Annotated in this window: 15 protein-coding genes and 1 pseudogene; 7 read left to right on the top strand and 9 right to left on the bottom strand. The window is 60.4% G+C overall.

Going from position 1 to position 16214, the window contains the following annotated elements:
- Nucleotides 1-99: 99 nt before the first annotated feature.
- From A7K61_RS02345 to hflK (A7K61_RS02360), 4 genes are read right to left on the bottom strand one after another with little or no spacing between them, the layout of a single operon-like run.
- Nucleotides 100-1986 carry a cation-translocating P-type ATPase gene (locus A7K61_RS02345; protein ID WP_069556879.1) on the bottom strand — a complete coding sequence of 629 codons (1887 nt, stop codon included), beginning with the start codon at nt 1984-1986 and terminating at the stop codon, nt 100-102.
- Nucleotides 1983-3017 (bottom strand): protease modulator HflK, encoded by a 1035-nt coding sequence (gene hflK / locus A7K61_RS02350; RefSeq protein WP_014720575.1) that lies wholly within the window; start codon nt 3015-3017, stop codon nt 1983-1985. The genes A7K61_RS02345 and hflK (A7K61_RS02350) overlap by 4 nt, the downstream gene beginning before the upstream one ends.
- Complete coding sequence (gene hflC / locus A7K61_RS02355; RefSeq protein WP_161794309.1) at nt 3014-4015, bottom strand: protease modulator HflC; 1002 nt, start codon at nt 4013-4015, stop codon at nt 3014-3016. The genes hflK (A7K61_RS02350) and hflC overlap by 4 nt, the downstream gene beginning before the upstream one ends.
- A 9-nt stretch (nt 4016-4024) precedes the next feature.
- Entirely contained in the window at nt 4025-5950 is a 1926-nt protein-coding gene (gene hflK / locus A7K61_RS02360; protein ID WP_069556888.1) for a protease modulator HflK, read from the bottom strand.
- Nucleotides 5951-6268: 318 nt separating this feature from the next.
- On the opposite strand from hflK (A7K61_RS02360), the gene A7K61_RS02365 reads away from it, so the two are divergent.
- Genes A7K61_RS02365 through A7K61_RS02390 form a run of 6 tightly spaced genes read left to right on the top strand, consistent with a single transcriptional unit; the run spans nt 6269 to nt 11946 of the window.
- Nucleotides 6269-6889, top strand: coding sequence for a CDP-alcohol phosphatidyltransferase family protein (locus tag A7K61_RS02365; RefSeq protein ID WP_069556880.1), 621 nt, complete (start codon nt 6269-6271; stop codon nt 6887-6889).
- Nucleotides 6890-6899: 10 nt separating this feature from the next.
- The gene (locus tag A7K61_RS02370; RefSeq protein WP_069556881.1) at nt 6900-8648 is read left to right on the top strand and encodes a bifunctional alpha/beta hydrolase/class I SAM-dependent methyltransferase; all 1749 of its coding nucleotides are present in this window, start codon (nt 6900-6902) and stop codon (nt 8646-8648) included.
- A gap of 2 nt (nt 8649-8650) precedes the next feature.
- Entirely contained in the window at nt 8651-9949 is a 1299-nt protein-coding gene (locus tag A7K61_RS02375; RefSeq protein WP_069556882.1) for a phosphatase PAP2/dual specificity phosphatase family protein, read from the top strand.
- The gene (locus A7K61_RS02380; protein WP_044270111.1) at nt 9939-10382 is read left to right on the top strand and encodes a hypothetical protein; all 444 of its coding nucleotides are present in this window, start codon (nt 9939-9941) and stop codon (nt 10380-10382) included. The genes A7K61_RS02375 and A7K61_RS02380 overlap by 11 nt, the downstream gene beginning before the upstream one ends.
- A 9-nt stretch (nt 10383-10391) precedes the next feature.
- Entirely contained in the window at nt 10392-11012 is a 621-nt protein-coding gene (locus A7K61_RS02385) for a 1-acyl-sn-glycerol-3-phosphate acyltransferase (RefSeq protein WP_003195812.1), read from the top strand.
- Between the two features lies 1 nt (nt 11013).
- Nucleotides 11014-11946 carry a phosphatidate cytidylyltransferase gene (locus A7K61_RS02390; RefSeq protein WP_014720583.1) on the top strand — a complete coding sequence of 311 codons (933 nt, stop codon included), beginning with the start codon at nt 11014-11016 and terminating at the stop codon, nt 11944-11946.
- A gap of 136 nt (nt 11947-12082) precedes the next feature.
- Here A7K61_RS02390 and A7K61_RS02395 read toward each other — a convergent pair whose 3' ends face one another.
- From A7K61_RS02395 to A7K61_RS02400, 3 genes are all read right to left on the bottom strand, one after another.
- Nucleotides 12083-12457 carry a hypothetical protein gene (locus tag A7K61_RS02395; RefSeq protein WP_069556883.1) on the bottom strand — a complete coding sequence of 125 codons (375 nt, stop codon included), beginning with the start codon at nt 12455-12457 and terminating at the stop codon, nt 12083-12085.
- A gap of 288 nt (nt 12458-12745) precedes the next feature.
- Nucleotides 12746-13138 carry a hypothetical protein gene (locus A7K61_RS32090; protein ID WP_074059250.1) on the bottom strand — a complete coding sequence of 131 codons (393 nt, stop codon included), beginning with the start codon at nt 13136-13138 and terminating at the stop codon, nt 12746-12748.
- Nucleotides 13139-13500: 362 nt separating this feature from the next.
- Nucleotides 13501-14139 (bottom strand): antitoxin Xre/MbcA/ParS toxin-binding domain-containing protein, encoded by a 639-nt coding sequence (locus tag A7K61_RS02400; protein WP_228758830.1) that lies wholly within the window; start codon nt 14137-14139, stop codon nt 13501-13503.
- Between the two features lie 227 nt (nt 14140-14366).
- Here A7K61_RS02400 and A7K61_RS02405 point away from each other — a divergent pair, with 227 nt between their 5' ends.
- The gene (locus A7K61_RS02405) at nt 14367-14915 is read left to right on the top strand and encodes a 3'-5' exonuclease (RefSeq protein WP_017341626.1); all 549 of its coding nucleotides are present in this window, start codon (nt 14367-14369) and stop codon (nt 14913-14915) included.
- A gap of 28 nt (nt 14916-14943) precedes the next feature.
- Here the strand turns inward: A7K61_RS02405 and A7K61_RS02410 are convergent, their stop codons facing one another.
- Together A7K61_RS02410 and A7K61_RS02415 are read right to left on the bottom strand one after the other, a co-directional pair.
- Nucleotides 14944-15426 carry a Mov34/MPN/PAD-1 family protein gene (locus tag A7K61_RS02410; RefSeq protein WP_017341627.1) on the bottom strand — a complete coding sequence of 161 codons (483 nt, stop codon included), beginning with the start codon at nt 15424-15426 and terminating at the stop codon, nt 14944-14946.
- Nucleotides 15423-16169: pseudogene (locus A7K61_RS02415) on the bottom strand (ThiF family adenylyltransferase); the annotation flags it as partial. The gene A7K61_RS02410 and the pseudogene A7K61_RS02415, both read right to left, overlap by 4 nt.
- Nucleotides 16170-16214 lie beyond the last annotated feature (45 nt).

Consider the following 16214-nt stretch of genomic DNA (forward strand, 5'->3'; position numbering starts at 1 on the left):
TCAGTAGTGGAGCCGGTCTGAACGGATTGTTCAGTCTCGACACAGCACTAGAGTGAGGTCCCCTATCGGCGTTACAGCCGTAAGCAAATATTTTTGAAATTATTCATCGAGCTTCAACAGCGGCTCCTGGAAGCGCAGCAAACGCCCGGCATTACCCAATACCAGCAAGGTACTGAGGTTGTGCAGCACCGCCGCGATCATCGCGCCCGCCGCCCCCAACCAGCCAAATGCGGCGAACACCACAATGGCCAGCGTCCAGCCCAAGCCAATGATCACGTTGACCTGCAACGTCTGCCGACACTGGCGACTCAAGCGCACGCAAGTGCCCAGGCGGCGCAAGTCGCTGCCGATCAACACCACGTCCGCCGAGGCCAGGGCGATGTCTGCACCGCCCGCGCCCATGGCCACGCCAACCACGCCGGCCTTGAGCGCCAGGGAGTCGTTGATGCCATCGCCCACCACCATTGGCCTGAAGCCACTGCTGATTTCGCCCAGCACGCGATTGAGCTTGTCTTCCGGCAGCGCTTGGGCTTCGACATCACTGATGCCCACGTCCAGCGCCAGGCTGTCGGCCACGCTTTGGCGGTCGCCGGTCAGCAGCAGTTGGCGGCCCAGGCCCAAGTCACGCAGCTCTTGCAGGGCCTGGCGCGCTTCGGGTTTGACGCTGTCGGCCAACAGCAGCCAGGCCAGGAACTCGCCGTTCAACGCTAACCCGGCAATCGGGCCATCGTGGATGGGCACGGCGGTGGTGACGATGCCCAACTGTTCAAATAACTCCGGCCGTCCCAGCGCTGCTTCGCCCTGCTCGGTCTGGGCGACCACGCCCAGGCCCTGACGCTCGCGGATGTCGCTAAGCACCAGCATCTGCTCCTGGCTCGCCAACCCCGCCAACGCTCGGCTGACCGGGTGACTGCTCGCCGAACCGAGGCTGGCCGCCAGGTTCAGCAGCTTTTGGCGATCCGGCGCGCGGGTCTCGATGGACTGCAAGCGCAGGGTGCCAAAGGTCAGGGTGCCGGTCTTGTCGACCACCAGTGATGTCAGGTCGGCCAGCTCTTCCAGGAACGCCGAGCTGCGAATCAGAATGCCATGGCGCGCCGCCACGGCGATCCCGGCAATCGCCGTGGCCGGTGCCGACAGCACCAAGGCACAGGGGCACGCCGCTACCAGCACCGCGAGAATCGCCTGGGCGTCATTGGTGACAAACCAGGTGACGGCCGCCAGCAGCAACACCAGCACCATGTAGCTGCCGGCATAGCGCTCCAGCAGTCGGGTGATCGGCGGCTTGGACCGCTCGGCGTTCTGCATCAGCGCAATGACTTTGCCCAACGTCGATTCGTTACCGGTGCGCGTGACCTCAAGGCGCAGCAGGCCATCGAGGTTGATCGCCCCACCAAAAACCTGCACGCCCACGCTCGCTTCCAACGGCACCGACTCGCCGGTGATCGGCGCCGTGTCCAGGCTCGCCTGGCCGGACAACACCACGCCATCGGCCGGCACGCGGTCACCGGCCCGCACTTCGACGATATCGCCGGTGTTCAAGGTGCCGTTATCCACTTCGGTGATGGTCCCGTCTGCCTGCACCAGGCGGGCGTGGCTGCGGGTGAGTTTGCCCAAGGCATGGATCGCTTCCTGGGAGCCAATCACGCTGCGTTCTTCCAGCACATGGCCGAAGATCATGATGATCGGTAGCAACGCGGCGGTGAGCAGATCGCCCGTGGCCCAAGCGCCGAGCATGGCCAGGGCGATCAATTGGTCGGTGATGCCGTGCAGGCTCGGAAAGCGCAGGCTGTACCAGGCTGAACGCATCACCGGCACCGCCACCAACAGCGAAGCCACGCCCAACAGCAGCTGGCTGACGCCGCTCTGGTCGGGCGCGAGCCAGCGCCACACCAGGCCCAGCACGAGCAAGCCCAGGGCGAGCATCGCCAAGGTCAATTGCCGGGCAGCGCTGCGTTGTTCGGCTGAGGTCAGCATGGGTGCGCTCATTGTTCGGCTCCCTGGATGATCAAGCGGGAGTCGTCTTTGGGATCGACGGTGGTTACCGAACCGGCCTGGCCGAGAATCTTCGGCAGGCGTTCGCGGTACAGGCGCAACAGCAAACCGGGGTCTTTGACCTGGGCCAGGCTGGCAACGGTAGCGGTTTGCGCCTGGGCATTGGCCAAGCGCTCGCTGGCCTGGGCGTGGGCGACTTGCACTTGGCGGTCAGCCTCCTGGTTGGCGGTCTGGGTGAGCTTTTCCGCTTCAGTACGTGCGTTGGCCACGGCTTTATCAGCCTGCTGGCTGGCGGTCAGTACGGCGTTGAACGCATTCACCGCAGGCCCAGGCAGGCTCGATTGCACATCGACGCGGGTGGCTTCGATACCCAGCCCCAAGCCGCTGGCCGCCAACTCCGCCAGGCGTTTATTAATGCCTTGCACCAGGTCGCCGCGCAGCCGCTCACGGCGTTCGGCGGCGCCATTGTCGCTGCCGATCAGTTCCGGGCGCGCTACCAGGATGGTGTCCAGATCCCGCGCAGCGGTAAGAGCCACTGCGCTGCGTGTCACCAGCCGATCCAGGGCCGGCAGCACGTGGTCGCCCTGCAACACAAAGGCGTAGGGCTCGGTCACCTTGTAGAACACCCGCACGTCCAGTTGCACCACCCCGGCATCACCGGTCAGCAGGTAGCCGGAACCGGCCAGGGCATCGCTTAACGGCGTGGCGAAACTGGCCACGCGATCCGCCTGCAACGCCGCGTCGGAACGCAGCAGGTTTTCCACCCGACGTTCGATCACCCGGTCGGCCGCTGGCAGCAGGATGACTTGCTCAAAAGGTTGCGGCCAGGCCAGCAACAACCCGGCGTTCTGAATGCGATCGAGGGCGCCAAAGTGCAAGACCACGGCGCGATTCTGCGGGTCGATCTGGCGCACATTGGAAAAGGCCCAGGCCAACGCCGCTAATACGGTGACCGCGTAGAGTGCCAGGAACGTCAGGCGCCCGGCCTGGATCCACGGGCTGTCCGGGCTTTCAGGCTCGCTCATGGCTGCAGGTCCTTGGGCCCGTCCACCAAGGCGCGAAAAGGCGCGGCGTCGGTGCGCAGGATGATCTTGGTCCCCGGCGTGACCACCGTGCCCAAGGTATCCAGCGAGCGCAGCAGGTTATATAGCTGCGGATTGCCCGCGTAGGCGCGACCATAAATCTGCGCAGCTTCAACCCGCGACTGCGCTTCGATATCAGCGGCTTTCACAGTGGCATCGGCCTGCATGATGCGCGCATCACGTTCGGCAGCGGAGCGGATCTGCGCGGCTTCGCGCTTGCCCACGGCGGTGCGTTCGGTGGCGATGGTTTCACGCTCGGCGCGCATGCGATCAACCGTGGCGGTGAGGGTCACCGACGGCAGCGTCAAGCGCTCGATGCCGACCTGCGCCACACGCACGCCATACGTGGTGAGCAATTGTTGATCAATCTGCTGGCGCAACTGCGCTTCAAAATCGGCGATGCGCACTTGGTTGGCGTCGGTATTGATCAGGCTGGAAAGGTCAAAGCTGGCTGCGGTGGTTTCCAACGCCGAGCCGACGAAGGTACGAATCTGCCGCGCTGCTTCATCCGGCTGGTTCTGCACCGCACGCATAAAGCGCTGCACGTTGTCGGCATCGCCCTGCACCTGCCACGCCACGTAAGCCTGCACGATAATCCGCAGGCCATCGCGGGTGCCCACATCCTGTAAGCCGCTGGACGTGGTGCGCAGGCGCAGGTCCACCGGGATCGCTGCTTCGAACGGTGCCGGCCAGCGCCAACCCAGGCCAGGCTCCAGCAGCACGCGCGCGGGGTTGCCGAAGCGGGTAATCACCGTGGCCTCGCCGGAGCGCACTTGCACCAGGCTCGCCGCTGCCACGGCAAACAGCACCAGCAACACCGCCCACGCCATGCGGCGCCAGGGAAAAGGCCCGGCCGCCTGCTCATCGCCGTGATGGTGATGGTGGTGGCCGTGATGGTGGTGATGACCGTGATCATGATCGTGGGAATGAGCGCTCAACAGACGAACTCCTTATTGAACGGCTTTGCGCGGCGCCGACGGGTCGGCGGGCAAGGTAAAAGAACGCAGATCGATCGTCGGCGCGCTGTCGCCGCCCAAACGATGATCCAGAATAAGCAGCTTGGCCTGGGCCAGGCCCTGGCTCAGTTGGCCCAGGTACTGTTCCAGCACGAAGGCTTGGCCCGCAGCGGCGTAGGCCTTTTGTTCGGCGGCAAAGCGCAGGTTTGCTGCTTGGGCGCCAGCATTCACTTCGCGGGCAGTGGCCTGGGCCTGATCGCGGGCAGTGCTGGCTTGCAGCAGCGCCTGGTTGGTCTGCTCGCTGGCGGCACCGCGTTCACGGGCGATCAGCGCCTGGGCGCCGATCTGCGCGGCTTGCACACCGTGGTAAGCGTTAGCGGCACCGGCCGGCGGATGGATCGCCTCGACCACCGTGGCAAGGATTTCCACACCGCTGTCGAGGGTTTGCAGGTCGGCTTGCACGCTGCGGCCAATCTCGTCGCCGAGGCTGGTGCGCTCTTCCCCGAGCAATTCATCCAGGGTGCGCGAGGCAAAATCGTGCACCAGAATGCGGCTGGCGGTGCTGCGGATCAGGGTCGGGATATCCGCGCTGTTGTAGGTGGCAGCAAGCGCAGCCTGATCGGTGAGGCCGATGCGGTAGACAAAGCGCACGTCCATATTGACGATCTGGAAGCCCTGCTTGTCGCCGCTACTGCTGGCAATCACCTGGGATTTGTCATTCACATGGCTGGCGTCCCACAGGCGGTTGGCGATCAACGGCGCCGGGCCTTCCGCGCCAGCCAACTGCGGTGTGGCGGCGTCACTGACGCTGGTCGCCAGCTCATGCACCACGCCGTTTTCCACGTTGAGTACGCGGCCCAACGGCCAGGGCAAACCCGCATGCAGCCCGGGGCCGAACACCTCGACCGGTTTACCAAAGCGCTCATAAATCCCACGGCCTTGCAGGGGCACTTCATGCACACCGGTCAGCGCCCAACCTACCGCCAGCACCACCAGCAGCACCGGGAAAAACGCCCGGCGCATGTAGGTAAAGGCCCAGATCTGACGCAGGTCGATGCCAAAGCGGTTGTGCAGTTCATGCTGCAACGCCAGCAAGGGTTGCGGCGGCCAACGCAGCAGGCCGGCGATGAAACTCTGCGCCATCAAGCGCGGTTCGAGGCGCGGCTGGCGCGGGCTGAACAACGAGAGCACGCCCCTGAGCAGGAACTCCAACGCCACCAACGCTGGCAACAGCCCGATGAGAGTGGCCAGGCGCAACGGCCAGACCGACTCTGCACTGGCAAACAGCAGGCAGATCGCGCTGATCACCAGGCAGATAATTGCCATCCGGCTCAACTGCGCCAGCTGTGAGGCTTCCGGCCATTGGGCGGCAGTTTCCTGGGCCAAACGGCGTTCGAATACCAACAGGCCAAACGCCAGGGCCAATGCGAGCGCTGCGCCAATACTTGCCGACTGCCCGATGGCGGCAGCGGGCAATCCCAAGTTCCAGAACTGCAGGATGCTGACCAGCGCCAACAGCGACCAGCCGCCCAACCACAGCACCGGCGCGCCAATCTGCGCCAACAGGCCGTTGCCGAACCGGTTGATCAGGCCTTTATGCCAGGGTGTGGGCTCGATGGATTGTTCGACCGCTTCACCGCTCGGCGCTTCCAGCGCCTGGGCACGCCAATCGGCCACCCACCAGGCCGACTGCAACCCGGCCACCAGCAGCAGCAAGGCCGACGCGCAGTTGATCAATACCACCGGCCAGATCGACAGGGGTGCAAACAACGCTACAAACAGCGCCAATATCCAACCGCTGAGGGCCAGGGTCGTCAGGCCGATACCGGCCTGGCGCAATCGACGGGCGTGGAATAGCCCCTGCTGAAAACGCGCGAGGCCTTCAACCGAAGCCCCGTCAGCCTCTAGATCCACTTGCATCTGCTCAACGCCCACTTGTACACAATTCGTTACGATATAACACGAAGCGTGAAATTTTTGTTCGAAACCCCCAATCCAAATGCCACCGTAAATCCCCTGTGGGAGCGGGCTTGCTCGCGAATGCGGTGTGCCAGACAGAATATCTTTTACTGACAAACCGCATTCGCGAGCAAGCCCGCTCCCACATTCGACCTGCGCCGTGCTTAATACAATGACTAAACCCCTATAAACGCAAGCCATCACTAGTGTCGGCAACAATAAGTCGGCACACTTCAAAACAGTTTTTCGCGGGTTCACGGACAAGGAAGCGCCACCCCCATGATTTCCATCTACCAACTCAAACCGCGTTTTCAAAACCTGCTGCGCCCTCTCGTGCAGCGCCTCTATGACAACGGCACCACCGCCAACCAGATCACCGTGCTGGCCGGGGTTGTTTCCCTGCTGGTGGGGCTGTTGATCGCGGGCTTTGCCCAACACCTCTGGCTGTTTGCACTGATCCCGCTGTGGATGATTGTGCGCATGGCCCTCAATGCCATTGACGGCATGCTCGCCCGGGAATTCGGCCAACAGTCGCGCCTCGGTGCTTACCTGAACGAACTGTGCGATGTGATCGCCGACAGCGCGCTGATCCTGCCCTTTGCATTGATCCCCGATGTGAGCCTGGCACCGGTGCTGCTGGTGACGCTGCTGGCGGTATTCAGCGAATACGCCGGGGTGCTGGGGCCGATGGTGGGCGCGTCGCGCCGTTATGACGGGCCCATGGGCAAGAGTGATCGGGCGTTCGTGCTCGGGGTGCTGGCCACTGGCGTGGCGCTAGGCTGGCTCGGCGCCGGTTGGGTGGAGGTGGTGATGTGGCTGGTGGCCGCCCTGCTCGCCTACACCTTGGTCAACCGGGTGCGTCAGGGCCTCAAAGAACAACAATCTCTCCCTTCTGCATAAGGATTTTGCGATGCGCGAACAGCAACAGCACACCTTCAGTACCCATGATGGCGTCGAGCTTTTCTACCGGCACTGGCCGGCCACGGCAGGTGCCGGGCCGCGCAAGGCGATCCTGTTGTTCCATCGCGGCCATGAGCACTCAGGGCGCATTGCCCACCTGGTGGATGAGCTGGGCCTGCCTGAATTCGACTTCTTCGCCTGGGACGCCCGTGGCCACGGCCAATCCCCCGGCGAGCGCGGCGACAGCCCCAGCTTTGCCACCAGCGCCCGCGACGTGCAGACGTTCTGTGACCACATCAATGCCACCTACGGCATCGAAGAGGAAGACCTCGCCGTCATCGCCCAAAGCGTCGGTGCGGTAATCGCGGCCACCTGGGTTCATGACTACGCACCGAAAATCCGCGCCCTGGTGCTCGCCTCGCCAGCCTTCAAGGTCAAGCTGTACGTGCCCTTCGCCCGCCCCGGCCTGGCACTGATGCGCAAGTTTCGCGGCAACTTTTTCGTCAACAGCTACGTCAAGGCCAAGTTTCTCAGCCATGACCCGGAACGCGTGGCGTCCTACGACAACGATCCACTAATCACCAAGGCCATTTCGGTGAATGTGCTGCTGGGTCTGTACGAAGCAGCCGACCGGGTTGTCGCCGACGCCCAGGCGATCCAGGTGCCGACCCAACTGCTTATTTCGGGCTCCGACTTTGTGGTGCACCGTAAACCCCAGCAGCAGTTTTTCGACCGCCTCGGCAGCCTGAAAAAAGAGCTGCATATCCTCCCCGGCTTTTTTCACGACACCCTCGGCGAACGTGATCGCGCCGTGGCGGTGACCAGCGCCAAGCGCTTTATCCTGCAGAACTTCGCCCACCCGCTGGACCGCGCTTCTTTACTGGATGCAGACAAACTTGGCGCGACGTGCGCCGAATCCGAATCCCTCGCCGCACCGCTGCCGCGCAATTCCCTGCGCGACCTGTACTGGCGCATGACCCGCGCCAGCATGGGCCTGGGTAAAAACCTGTCGGACGGGGTGAAGCTGGGCTTCGATACCGGCTTCGACTCCGGCAGCACGCTGGACTACGTGTATCGCAATAAGCCTACCGGCAAGGGCGGGCTGGGGCGGATGATCGACACCAATTACCTCAACTCCATCGGCTGGCGCGGTATTCGCCAGCGCAAGCTGAACGTCGAGGAGCTGCTGCGCCTGGCGATGGCCAAGCTGCGTGACGACCAACGCGAAGTACGCATTGTCGACATCGCCGCCGGCCACGGCCGCTACATCCTGGAAGCCTTGCAAGGCGTATCGCCGCTGCCGGAATCGATCCTGCTGCGCGACTACAGCGACATCAACGTGCGCGACGGTGGCGCGCTGATTCGCGAGAAGGGCCTGGGGGACATCGCCCAGTTCGTCAAAGGCGATGCGTTCGACCGCGCTGACCTGGCTGCCCTGGACCCCAAGCCGACATTGGCCGTGGTGTCCGGCCTGTACGAATTGTTTGCCGATAACGCCATGGTCGGCGGCTCGCTGGCGGGCCTGGCCGAAGCCGTGGAGCCAGGTGGTTACTTGGTCTACACCGGCCAACCGTGGCACCCACAATTGGAGCTGATTGCCCGCGCGCTCACCAGCCACCGCCAGGGCCAGGCCTGGGTGATGCGCCGACGCAGCCAGGCAGAAATGGACCAACTCGTCGAAGCGGCGGGCTTTCGCAAGATCACCCAGCGCGTGGATGAGTGGGGCATTTTCACCGTGTCCCTGGCACAGAAGATCTGAACATGCGCGAACCCGGTTTATTGAAACCTGCGGTGCTTTGGCTGCTGCTGTTGGCACCGCTGTTTTTCAGCACCTATGGCTTTGCCACCTGGGTCACCAGCCAGCGCAGTGACGTCGGCACGCTGGTGTTCGGCTGGGAAAGCCACATGCCGTTCTGGGCCTGGACCATCGTGCCCTATTGGTCCATCGACCTGCTTTACGGCTTCTCCCTGCTGCTGCCCAATACACGCCATGAGCTCAAACAGCATGCGCTGCGCCTGCTGAGTGCGCAGGTGATTGCCGTGAGTTGCTTTCTGATCTGGCCACTGCGCTTCACATTTGAGCGGCCGGAACTGGACGGTGTATTCGGTTGGTTGTTTGCGGTGCTGGCCGGTTTTGACAAACCCTTCAACCAGGCACCTTCGCTGCATATCGCTCTGCTGGTGATCCTGTGGGTGATGTACCAGCGGCACACTCAAGGATTCTGGCGTTGGGTGGTGCATGGCTGGTTCACGCTGATCGGCGTTTCGGTGCTGACCACTTATCAACATCACTTTATCGACTTACCCACAGGTGCCCTCGCGGGATGGCTGTGCGTGTGGTTATGGCCTGTAGCGCATCCCAGCCCATTACTGAGCGCGCGATTGACGCGCGATTCCCAGCGCTGGCGGCTGGGGATGCGCTATGGGTTAGGTGCCTTGGTCCTGACGGCGCTGGCCTGGGTGCTCGGTGGCGGGTGGCTATGGCTGCTATGGCCAGCGGTTTCCTTGGGGTTGATTACGGCCAATTACCTTGCACTCGGTGCGCCGGGCTTTCAAAAACGCGACGATGGCCGCCTGACGCCTGCCGCCCGCTGGTTGTATGCGCCTTATCTGGCGGGCGCCTGGATCAATTCGCGGCTGTGGACACGCAAACATCCACAGCCGGACCTGATTGTGGATAACGTCTGGCTTGGGCGCATTCCTACAACCGGTGAACAGCGTTCATTCGCGAGCATCGTCGACTTATGCGCCGAACTGCCGATGAATCCACAAGGCCGTGCATATGCCTGCGTGTCCGTGCTGGACCTGATCGCCCCAACCCCCAATGAATGCCTGAAAGCCGCCCACGCCATTGAACGCCTGCGAGCGAGCGGCCCGCTGTTGGTGTGTTGTGCCCTCGGTTACTCACGCAGCGCCACCGCCGTCGCCGCCTGGCTGCTGAATACGGGGCGCGCCGCCACGGTTGAGCAAGCGCTGACTATTATTCGTACAGCGCGGGCCGATGTGGTCCTGCACCCCGCACACCGTCAAGCGTTGGAGGGTTTGCCAAATGCCTGCTGATATGGAACTTCAGGTCGTCGCCAGCCTGTTGCGCCGTGGCCGATCATTGGATCAGTTATCCACAGGGCTGACGCTGCTCGGTGTGCTGTTCGGCCTCGCCCAGTTGTTGCTGGCCAGTATTTCCACCATTTGCTTGCTGTTGGCCCTGTGGATGATTGTGCTGGGCCTGTTGCAAAAATATTGGGCGCTGCGGGTGGCCTTTGACGCCGACTTGTTCGCCCTGCTCGCTCGCGACACCACCCGCACGCCAGACCTCGACCAGGCCCTGCAGACCCTTGGCCTGCAACCGCCCAAACGAGCCGGTCGCCCCTGGACTGAACGCCGTCGTGGCGCCCTCAAACTGTTGCGTAAACAAGCCTGGCTACTGGGCGCGCAAGCGCTGCTGACCCTGGGCGTCATCCTCGCCAGCCCTTGGCTACCTTTCGCCGGATAAGGAATTCCCATGTTCGAACCCGTGGTCGCCACGCTGATTACTTCCATGGCCCGCACCGTCACCGGCGCCCGCAGCCTGTGGCTGGGGTGCGCGCCGGTACCGGTGCAGCGTATCTACTTTGCCAACCACAGCAGCCACGGCGACTTCGTGCTGGTATGGGCATCGCTGCCGCAGAACTTGCGCAAGTTCACACGCCCGGTGGCCGGCAGTGATTACTGGAACAAGAGTGCGCTGCGCCGCTACATCATCAATCGAGTGTTTAATGGCGTGCTGATCGACCGTGAGCGCAAGGACCCTGTGGATAACCCTCTGCAGCCCATGCTTGCGGCGTTGGAGGGCGGCGACTCGCTGATCATTTTCCCCGAAGGCACGCGCAATCTGGAGGATGGCTTGCTGCCGTTCAAAAGCGGCTTGTATCACTTGGCAAAGAGTTACCCACAAGCCGAGCTGGTCCCCGTGTGGATAGCCAACCTGAACCGGGTCATGCCCAAGGGTCGCGTGTTGCCACTGCCCTTGTTATGCACCACCAGCTTCGGTGCCCCCCTGCAACTGGAAGAAGGCGAAGACAAAGCCGCCTTCCTTGCCCGCAGCCGCGACGCCCTGCTCGCCCTTGCCCCGGAGCATTCTTGAGATGGATAGCCAAACCCTGATGTTATTTGGCGGCATCGGCGCGATCCTGGTCATCGCCTCGCTGATCGGCCTGATCCTCAAGCTGCGCACCCGTGGCAGCCCCAACGCAGTTATCGACAACCTCAACGCCCGCATCAACGCCTGGTGGGTAATGGTGGTGGTCATCGGCATCGCCTTCTGGCTCGGCACCGGCGCGGTGATCCTGCTGTTCTACGCGGTGTCGTTCTACGCCCTGCGCGAATTTCTCACCCTCACACCCACCCGGCGCAGCGACTACCCGGCCCTGGTGGCCGCGTTTTACCTGGCCCTGCCGCTGCAATACCTGCTGATCTACGCCGACTGGTATGGGCTGTTCTCGATCTTCATCCCGGTGTACGTGTTCCTGCTGCTACCGATCCTCGCCTCCTTAGGCGGCGACAGTACGCACTTCCTGGAGCGTGCGTCGAAAGTGCAATGGGGGCTGATGATCGCCGTGTTCTGCGTGTCCTTCGTCCCAGCGCTGCTGACCTTGGACATACCGGGTTACGAAGGCCGTAACCTACTGCTGATCGCCTACCTGGTGATCGTGGTGCAACTGTCGGACGTGCTGCAGTACGTGTGCGGCAAGCTGTTCGGCAAACACAAAATCGCGCCTAACCTGTCACCGTCGAAAACCGTGGAAGGTTTTGTCGGCGGGATCCTGTTGTCGTCGCTGATCGGCGCAGCGCTGTGGTGGACCACACCGTTCAATCCCTGGCAGTCGTTCCTGATCGCGCTGCTGATCAACTTGCTGGGGTTTGCCGGCGGGATCGTGATGTCGGCGATCAAGCGTGACCGTGGCGTGAAGGATTGGGGGCACATGATCGAAGGGCACGGCGGGATGCTGGATCGGCTGGATTCGGTGTGCTTCGCGGCGCCGATCTTCTTTCATCTCGTGCGCTACTGGTGGACCTGAGCCACCCCCTTTCACAAACCCATGGAGATCCAAATGTGGGAGCTGGCTTGCCTGCGAAGGCGACTGACACGCCGCCTTCGCGGGCAAGCCCGCTCCCACAGGGAATATGCGCTTACCTGTAGGTTTTGTGGTGCTTTCAATACCTCAAGCCAGTGATCTCGACATAGCTAGACTCTCCGCCTCCTGTCGCACCCGATAGCCAGCCCCAAACGAAACTCAGGGTAGTACGCCCGGCGTGATCAACACCTACCGTGCCTCGTGACCACCCTGCAAGCAGCTCCCCATCCAGGGTGACGCACTGATAAAGCAGCTCGATAGCATCTGGGCCGGTCACCCGCCCGACCTGCGTTCCCAGGCGAATTCGGCCACCCTGGTAAGTGCTCGAAATCACCCCGTCTTCGACTTTGTAATGAAACACGGTGCCGGTACCGGACAACCCTTGGGCGTTATTCGCGACCACGAACCGACGATCGTGCAAACGTGCCTGGACAGTCGCAGAAGAGCTTTGCATCAGTACGCATCCTTGAATTAAGCGAATCCAAAACGAAAAAAGGGGCTGTTAAACACAGCCCCTGGTTACCAACAACATAGTTTGACACAGCCCCTCTCGTAAATCGGGGCCTGTAGGATGATCCGGGATCCACACGACAGCAACATAGACTGACACAGACGGGTCGCACTTCAAATACGGGGCTCGATTGGTAACAACATAGATTGACACAACAGCGAGAGCGTTCATTCAGGCCGAAATATTATGTGAGCGCGACCGGTCACTCACCTGTGCGGAAATAGTCTTTTTTCAGCACAGGCTCAGTGCGATGTCTAAATCCGTGTGCAACCTTCGACCAGTCCCCATCAGCACATAAACTGTGTTTTTTGTTCGAAATAAGCAGTCATGGGTGAAGGAAACACCCAGCGTTGTTCGGACCCAATCACCAGGCGGGAAGCGGCCTTTACTGTCTTGGATAACGGTCAAAGCGTAAACGAGAGCAGGAATTAGCTGTCTATCCGTAATGGCTTTTCGCTGACGTGTTGGAATGTCGAGATCCAATATTGCCCAATCAGCAACAAGACAATAGGCATGGGAAGGAAAATGCAGACTGGCGAGGGCCACAGCATCTGAGGTGGTGAGTTGGCACCCATCTATTTTCTCACCCGCAGAAAGCACTGAGACAAAATCTGCCAGATTCATCTGTACCTCCGGCCGATCAAAAAAACGATTCGAACGAGAAGCATCAATCAGCTTAGCTCCCATCGACACACGAGGTTCCGATGCCGAAGACTGGGCCATTTCACAGCTGGTCCGTCTTCTCCCCTCATCCCACTGAACGGGATGATTTCTATCTAGCTGTCACCGGATAAAGTGGGTTTTCGCCAGTACCCAGCTATGCCATTGCCGTGCGTGAACCCTACCTAGCGGTAGGTGCCGATGTGGGTGAAACCTAGTGCTTCATGGATGCCCGTGCATGTCGTATTCGGCAAGGCGACGCCGGTATAGGCGCATGAAATCCATGTTACTCAAGGAGCGGTAGAAGCCGTTTGGCTGCGGCTGAATCAAAATGACATGCCCTCAGACACTTGAATCAGCATTTCTTCGACTAGATGTGTGCCAAAGGTTGTAGTGACCATCGCCGATGGGCTTTCTCCCAAAAAACGGGCTTTGGGTTTGGAAAGCCATTGTTTGGCCTTCCCTTTGTCACCGAAGATCACCTCGGCCATGGCGGTAATATGTGCAAACCGGAACAGGCGATCGCTCTCATGCAACGTTAAAAGCTGATTGGCTGACAGTTTTGTTTTGAGCGTTTTGGGTTGAATGATTCTGTCGCGTTCTTCGTCGCTGAGGGTTCCATCATCACAAAGCATTTTGATCAGGCTGACCGAGAAGCCAGCTACTATCATGTCGTGAATGTCCAGATCCGAAGCATTGACAGAGATATGAAGAAGCGTCTCCAGACGCATGCGGTAAGCATGATAGACATCCTGACGCAGGACGCCAGCAAACATGGGCCGCACTGATGTTGCGTTGCACACGGGCGTCAGGACTAATGTGCCATTCACTACCGTTAGCTCCAGGTCGTCCCCAACACCTAACCTCATTTGGTCAAGCAACTCTTGAGGCAGATCAATGATGATGTCGCCAGTACCGTCCTCAGTTTTCTGGCATTTTACTATCCAGCGCTCAGTTTCACTCATGATCGTCCGGCCCTCATCCGCCATCAGAGAATGACACACATCATTATGCTTGGGCCCAGAGCTGACCAAAGGAACGCGCAATCCGCTGGTAGACAGGCACTGCCGCTGCTCGAACGCCGGATAGCGAGTGAAACAGCAAAAAATGGGGCAATGGCTATACCTGCCTTTCCACCTTCACATGGCTAAGAGCCTGAGCGTGATCAGGTAACTACACGAAAGGATATGACATGCACCCTGATGAGCTTTATGTTTCCGTCGACGTCGAGACTTCTGGGCCTATACCAGGCGAATACAGTCTGCTTTCCATTGGAGCCTGTCTTGTAGCCCAACCTGTAACGTCCATCTATCTTGAACTACGACCTGACAGTCCAAAACACGACCCGGAAGCACTGGCAGTATCGGGGCTGAGTCTGGAGAAGCTGGAGCGCGAGGGCCTCGCTCCGCAACAGGCGATGCTGACATTTGATCAATGGCTGAAATCGTCCTGCCAACCGGGGCAAAAGGTCATTTTCGTAGGACTCAATGCACCGTTTGACTGGTCATTCGTCAATTACTACTTCCACAAATACCTGGAAACCAACCCCTTTGGTTTTACCGCTATCGACATGAAGGCCTACTTTATGGGCGCTGTAGGTTGCAGCTGGCAGGAAACAAAATCATCCAAAATGACCGCTGCGCTGAAGCCACTCAGCGAACCGAACCATAACGCATTGGATGATGCCCGCTTTCAGGCAGAGCTCTTCGCACTAATGCTAGCGGGTAAAGGTAAACGCTGACCTACCTTCCACCGCACTGACTCGAAGCTCATCTGATACAGGTTGCCTCAACATATCTGCCGTCCCTGAACGACCACGCCTTGATACCTTCTGGTTTTTCGGACTTGCCGACAATAACGGCTATTGGGTGCGGCAGATCCTGCGTGTAACGTGCAGCAAATTTGGAGAAACTTCCGATGTCTGCCGGAGAGATCACCGGAACGGATTGGGGATGCGTATGCCAATAGCCCACCAGACGTAACCCTTGTTCGTTGGCAGCCTGGATTTCCTGACGGCACCGCTCCGCATCCAACTCTAGCCAAGACCAGCCTGACCGATCGGCGCGATGAGGCAACGTGGCCAAGGCCAGCAGCAACCCTTTCGGATCAACCGGGTTGACAAATAACTGTCCCCCTCGCTCCACGCCAAAAAGGCCCTGCCGATGACTATCCAAGATGTCCGCGACAGCTTGGGACACCAATAGCTCGGAATTCACCTCCGGCCATCGCCAGCGCCATGCGATATCCGTCATACCGTTTCGTCCTTATCTTCCGGCCATCCGCGCTCGAGTAAGATTTGCTGCGCTCCCTCTGGCAGTTTGGGACCATGGTATTGGCCTCCTAGGCTCAGAACATCTTCAGGCCTGTAGATACTGCTGACCCAAGATGCAGTGGCGATGTTGCCGGTCAATGCGCGTAAGGCCGTGTGCGACACCATAGAGGCGATATTGGTCATTCCCAGCGAGCCGCCTGGGATAAAGCTCTCGCCACACGCGGGCAGTGGAACAACACCGCCTCCCGGCCACTCTGTAAATCTATGCAGAAAATCGCCGACGTCCGTGAACAACTGACGGCCATCAAAGGTGCCGGCTGGTGCGAATAGCGCATGGCCTACCTGGGTATACGGTTCGCTCCAGGCTTGTAAAAGCCCCCAAGGAGCGCCGCTTGATTTGGCTCGCCATACAGTGACCTCCGACTGCCAGTCTGCTGTCGTGATCACCACCAGATCTGCGTTATCAAACACTTCTGGTTTGCTGCTCATCACCACTTCGGCAAAAGTCGCATAAGCGGTGCATTCTGTCGTCGGAAGATCTAACAGAATCTTGTCCCTCAACGCGGAGGCTTTCAGTCTACCTAGGCTATCCGCTCCCAGAACGTGCCTCCCCAGATTGGCTGACACCAAAGTGTCAGGATCGATGAGGGTAAGGTGGCCGACACCGGATCGTGCCAATTGTATTGCCACCGCACTGCCTAACGAGCCAACGCCAACACAAATGTTGGCGCTGATTGAAAACTGACCCACCCTGCCGATTGAAAATTG

Origin of the sequence: Pseudomonas sp. AP42 (assembly GCF_001728935.1) — a bacterium.
GTDB classification, from domain to species: domain Bacteria; phylum Pseudomonadota; class Gammaproteobacteria; order Pseudomonadales; family Pseudomonadaceae; genus Aquipseudomonas; species Aquipseudomonas lactis.